Source organism: Aliivibrio friggae, assembly GCF_057368515.1.
Genome location: NZ_JBXXRG010000002.1, coordinates 1 through 5,530 on the forward strand (window position 1 = coordinate 1; position 5,530 = coordinate 5,530).

Annotated in this window: 3 protein-coding genes and 2 rRNA genes; 3 read left to right on the top strand and 2 right to left on the bottom strand. The window is 45.2% G+C overall.

What is annotated here, in order from left to right:
• The gene (locus AC2INI_RS19585) at positions 1–951 is read left to right on the top strand and encodes a replication initiation protein (RefSeq protein ID WP_096843978.1); all 951 of its coding nucleotides are present in this window, start codon (positions 1–3) and stop codon (positions 949–951) included.
• 272 nt (positions 952–1,223) lie between these two features.
• Here AC2INI_RS19585 and rrf (AC2INI_RS19590) read toward each other — a convergent pair.
• A 5S ribosomal RNA gene (rrf, locus tag AC2INI_RS19590) occupies positions 1,224–1,339 on the bottom strand.
• 576 nt (positions 1,340–1,915) lie between these two features.
• On the opposite strand from rrf (AC2INI_RS19590), the gene AC2INI_RS19595 reads away from it, so the two are divergent.
• Positions 1,916–2,776, top strand: a complete 861-nt coding sequence (locus AC2INI_RS19595) for a broad-spectrum class A beta-lactamase TEM-116 (protein WP_000027050.1) — start codon at positions 1,916–1,918, stop codon at positions 2,774–2,776.
• A gap of 1,031 nt (positions 2,777–3,807) precedes the next feature.
• Here AC2INI_RS19595 and rrf (AC2INI_RS19600) read toward each other — a convergent pair.
• A 5S ribosomal RNA gene (gene rrf / locus AC2INI_RS19600) occupies positions 3,808–3,923 on the bottom strand.
• Positions 3,924–4,499: 576 nt separating this feature from the next.
• Here rrf (AC2INI_RS19600) and AC2INI_RS19605 point away from each other — a divergent pair.
• Positions 4,500–5,360 (top strand): broad-spectrum class A beta-lactamase TEM-116, encoded by an 861-nt coding sequence (locus AC2INI_RS19605; RefSeq protein WP_000027050.1) that lies wholly within the window; start codon positions 4,500–4,502, stop codon positions 5,358–5,360.
• Positions 5,361–5,530: the final 170 nt, after the last annotated feature.

Consider the following 5,530-nt stretch of genomic DNA (forward strand, 5'->3'; position numbering starts at 1 on the left):
ATGTCTGAATTAGTTGTTTTCAAAGCAAATGAACTAGCGATTAGTCGCTATGACTTAACGGAGCATGAAACCAAGCTAATTTTATGCTGTGTGGCACTACTCAACCCCACGATTGAAAACCCTACAAGGAAAGAACGGACGGTATCGTTCACTTATAACCAATACGTTCAGATGATGAACATCAGTAGGGAAAATGCTTATGGTGTATTAGCTAAAGCAACCAGAGAGCTGATGACGAGAACTGTGGAAATCAGGAATCCTTTGGTTAAAGGCTTTGAGATTTTCCAGTGGACAAACTATGCCAAGTTCTCAAGCGAAAAATTAGAATTAGTTTTTAGTGAAGAGATATTGCCTTATCTTTTCCAGTTAAAAAAATTCATAAAATATAATCTGGAACATGTTAAGTCTTTTGAAAACAAATACTCTATGAGGATTTATGAGTGGTTATTAAAAGAACTAACACAAAAGAAAACTCACAAGGCAAATATAGAGATTAGCCTTGATGAATTTAAGTTCATGTTAATGCTTGAAAATAACTACCATGAGTTTAAAAGGCTTAACCAATGGGTTTTGAAACCAATAAGTAAAGATTTAAACACTTACAGCAATATGAAATTGGTGGTTGATAAGCGAGGCCGCCCGACTGATACGTTGATTTTCCAAGTTGAACTAGATAGACAAATGGATCTCGTAACCGAACTTGAGAACAACCAGATAAAAATGAATGGTGACAAAATACCAACAACCATTACATCAGATTCCTACCTACATAACGGACTAAGAAAAACACTACACGATGCTTTAACTGCAAAAATTCAGCTCACCAGTTTTGAGGCAAAATTTTTGAGTGACATGCAAAGTAAGTATGATCTCAATGGTTCGTTCTCATGGCTCACGCAAAAACAACGAACCACACTAGAGAACATACTGGCTAAATACGGAAGGATCTGAAACGCCAGCAACGCGGCCTTTTTACGGTTCCTGGCCTTTTGCTGGCCTTTTGCTCACATGTTCTTTCCTGCGTTATCCCCTGATTCTGTGGATAACCGTATTACCGCCTTTGAGTGAGCTGATACCGCTCGCCGCAGCCGAACGACCGAGCGCAGCGAGTCAGTGAGCGAGGAAGCCTGCAGTCTAGACTCGAGTAAGGATCCAGTTCACCGACAAACAACAGATAAAACGAAAGGCCCAGTCTTTCGACTGAGCCTTTCGTTTTATTTGATGCCTGGCAGTTCCCTACTCTCGCATGGGGAGACCCCACACTACCATCGGCGCTACGGCGTTTCATTTCTGAGTTCGGCATGGGGTCAGGTGGGACCACCGCGCTACTGCCGCCAGGCAAATTCTGTTTTATCAGACCGCTTCTGCGTTCTGATTTAATCTGTATCAGGCTGAAAATCTTCTCTCATCCGCCAAAACAGCCAAGCTGGAGACCGTTTAAACTCAATGATGATGATGATGATGGTCGACGGCGCTATTCAGATCCTCTTCTGAGATGAGTTTTTGTTCGGGCCCAAGCTTCAAAAAAAGCACCGACTCGGTGCCACTTTTTCAAGTTGATAACGGACTAGCCTTATTTTAACTTGCTATTTCTAGCTCTAAAACCGTAATATACGGGGTCAATAACTAGTATTATACCTAGGACTGAGCTAGCTGTCAAAGATCTTTAGAATTCCAGAAATCATCCTTAGCGAAAGCTAAGGATTTTTTTTATCTGAAATTCTGCCTCGTGATACGCCTATTTTTATAGGTTAATGTCATGATAATAATGGTTTCTTAGACGTCAGGTGGCACTTTTCGGGGAAATGTGCGCGGAACCCCTATTTGTTTATTTTTCTAAATACATTCAAATATGTATCCGCTCATGAGACAATAACCCTGATAAATGCTTCAATAATATTGAAAAAGGAAGAGTATGAGTATTCAACATTTCCGTGTCGCCCTTATTCCCTTTTTTGCGGCATTTTGCCTTCCTGTTTTTGCTCACCCAGAAACGCTGGTGAAAGTAAAAGATGCTGAAGATCAGTTGGGTGCACGAGTGGGTTACATCGAACTGGATCTCAACAGCGGTAAGATCCTTGAGAGTTTTCGCCCCGAAGAACGTTTTCCAATGATGAGCACTTTTAAAGTTCTGCTATGTGGCGCGGTATTATCCCGTATTGACGCCGGGCAAGAGCAACTCGGTCGCCGCATACACTATTCTCAGAATGACTTGGTTGAGTACTCACCAGTCACAGAAAAGCATCTTACGGATGGCATGACAGTAAGAGAATTATGCAGTGCTGCCATAACCATGAGTGATAACACTGCGGCCAACTTACTTCTGACAACGATCGGAGGACCGAAGGAGCTAACCGCTTTTTTGCACAACATGGGGGATCATGTAACTCGCCTTGATCGTTGGGAACCGGAGCTGAATGAAGCCATACCAAACGACGAGCGTGACACCACGATGCCTGTAGCAATGGCAACAACGTTGCGCAAACTATTAACTGGCGAACTACTTACTCTAGCTTCCCGGCAACAATTAATAGACTGGATGGAGGCGGATAAAGTTGCAGGACCACTTCTGCGCTCGGCCCTTCCGGCTGGCTGGTTTATTGCTGATAAATCTGGAGCCGGTGAGCGTGGGTCTCGCGGTATCATTGCAGCACTGGGGCCAGATGGTAAGCCCTCCCGTATCGTAGTTATCTACACGACGGGGAGTCAGGCAACTATGGATGAACGAAATAGACAGATCGCTGAGATAGGTGCCTCACTGATTAAGCATTGGTAACTGTCAGACCAAGTTTACTCATATATACTTTAGATTGATTTAAAACTTCATTTTTAATTTAAAAGGATCTAGGTGAAGATCCTTTTTGATAATCTCATGACCAAAATCCCTTAACGTGAGTTTTCGTTCCACTGAGCGTCAGACCCCGTAGAAAAGATCAAAGGATCTTCTTGAGATCCTTTTTTTCTGCGCGTAATCTGCTGCTTGCAAACAAAAAAACCACCGCTACCAGCGGTGGTTTGTTTGCCGGATCAAGAGCTACCAACTCTTTTTCCGAAGGTAACTGGCTTCAGCAGAGCGCAGATACCAAATACTGTTCTTCTAGTGTAGCCGTAGTTAGGCCACCACTTCAAGAACTCTGTAGCACCGCCTACATACCTCGCTCTGCTAATCCTGTTACCAGTGGCTGCTGCCAGTGGCGATAAGTCGTGTCTTACCGGGTTGGACTCAAGACGATAGTTACCGGATAAGGCGCAGCGGTCGGGCTGAACGGGGGGTTCGTGCACACAGCCCAGCTTGGAGCGAACGACCTACACCGAACTGAGATACCTACAGCGTGAGCTATGAGAAAGCGCCACGCTTCCCGAAGGGAGAAAGGCGGACAGGTATCCGGTAAGCGGCAGGGTCGGAACAGGAGAGCGCACGAGGGAGCTTCCAGGGGGAAACGCCTGGTATCTTTATAGTCCTGTCGGGTTTCGCCACCTCTGACTTGAGCGTCGATTTTTGTGATGCTCGTCAGGGGGGCGGAGCCTGTGGAAAAACGCCAGCAACGCGGCCTTTTTACGGTTCCTGGCCTTTTGCTGGCCTTTTGCTCACATGTTCTTTCCTGCGTTATCCCCTGATTCTGTGGATAACCGTATTACCGCCTTTGAGTGAGCTGATACCGCTCGCCGCAGCCGAACGACCGAGCGCAGCGAGTCAGTGAGCGAGGAAGCCTGCAGTCTAGACTCGAGTAAGGATCCAGTTCACCGACAAACAACAGATAAAACGAAAGGCCCAGTCTTTCGACTGAGCCTTTCGTTTTATTTGATGCCTGGCAGTTCCCTACTCTCGCATGGGGAGACCCCACACTACCATCGGCGCTACGGCGTTTCATTTCTGAGTTCGGCATGGGGTCAGGTGGGACCACCGCGCTACTGCCGCCAGGCAAATTCTGTTTTATCAGACCGCTTCTGCGTTCTGATTTAATCTGTATCAGGCTGAAAATCTTCTCTCATCCGCCAAAACAGCCAAGCTGGAGACCGTTTAAACTCAATGATGATGATGATGATGGTCGACGGCGCTATTCAGATCCTCTTCTGAGATGAGTTTTTGTTCGGGCCCAAGCTTCAAAAAAAGCACCGACTCGGTGCCACTTTTTCAAGTTGATAACGGACTAGCCTTATTTTAACTTGCTATTTCTAGCTCTAAAACCGTAATATACGGGGTCAATAACTAGTATTATACCTAGGACTGAGCTAGCTGTCAAAGATCTTTAGAATTCCAGAAATCATCCTTAGCGAAAGCTAAGGATTTTTTTTATCTGAAATTCTGCCTCGTGATACGCCTATTTTTATAGGTTAATGTCATGATAATAATGGTTTCTTAGACGTCAGGTGGCACTTTTCGGGGAAATGTGCGCGGAACCCCTATTTGTTTATTTTTCTAAATACATTCAAATATGTATCCGCTCATGAGACAATAACCCTGATAAATGCTTCAATAATATTGAAAAAGGAAGAGTATGAGTATTCAACATTTCCGTGTCGCCCTTATTCCCTTTTTTGCGGCATTTTGCCTTCCTGTTTTTGCTCACCCAGAAACGCTGGTGAAAGTAAAAGATGCTGAAGATCAGTTGGGTGCACGAGTGGGTTACATCGAACTGGATCTCAACAGCGGTAAGATCCTTGAGAGTTTTCGCCCCGAAGAACGTTTTCCAATGATGAGCACTTTTAAAGTTCTGCTATGTGGCGCGGTATTATCCCGTATTGACGCCGGGCAAGAGCAACTCGGTCGCCGCATACACTATTCTCAGAATGACTTGGTTGAGTACTCACCAGTCACAGAAAAGCATCTTACGGATGGCATGACAGTAAGAGAATTATGCAGTGCTGCCATAACCATGAGTGATAACACTGCGGCCAACTTACTTCTGACAACGATCGGAGGACCGAAGGAGCTAACCGCTTTTTTGCACAACATGGGGGATCATGTAACTCGCCTTGATCGTTGGGAACCGGAGCTGAATGAAGCCATACCAAACGACGAGCGTGACACCACGATGCCTGTAGCAATGGCAACAACGTTGCGCAAACTATTAACTGGCGAACTACTTACTCTAGCTTCCCGGCAACAATTAATAGACTGGATGGAGGCGGATAAAGTTGCAGGACCACTTCTGCGCTCGGCCCTTCCGGCTGGCTGGTTTATTGCTGATAAATCTGGAGCCGGTGAGCGTGGGTCTCGCGGTATCATTGCAGCACTGGGGCCAGATGGTAAGCCCTCCCGTATCGTAGTTATCTACACGACGGGGAGTCAGGCAACTATGGATGAACGAAATAGACAGATCGCTGAGATAGGTGCCTCACTGATTAAGCATTGGTAACTGTCAGACCAAGTTTACTCATATATACTTTAGATTGATTTAAAACTTCATTTTTAATTTAAAAGGATCTAGGTGAAGATCCTTTTTGATAATCTCATGACCAAAATCCCTTAACGTGAGTTTTCGTTCCACTGAGCGTCAGACCCCGTAGAAAAGATCAAAGGATCTTC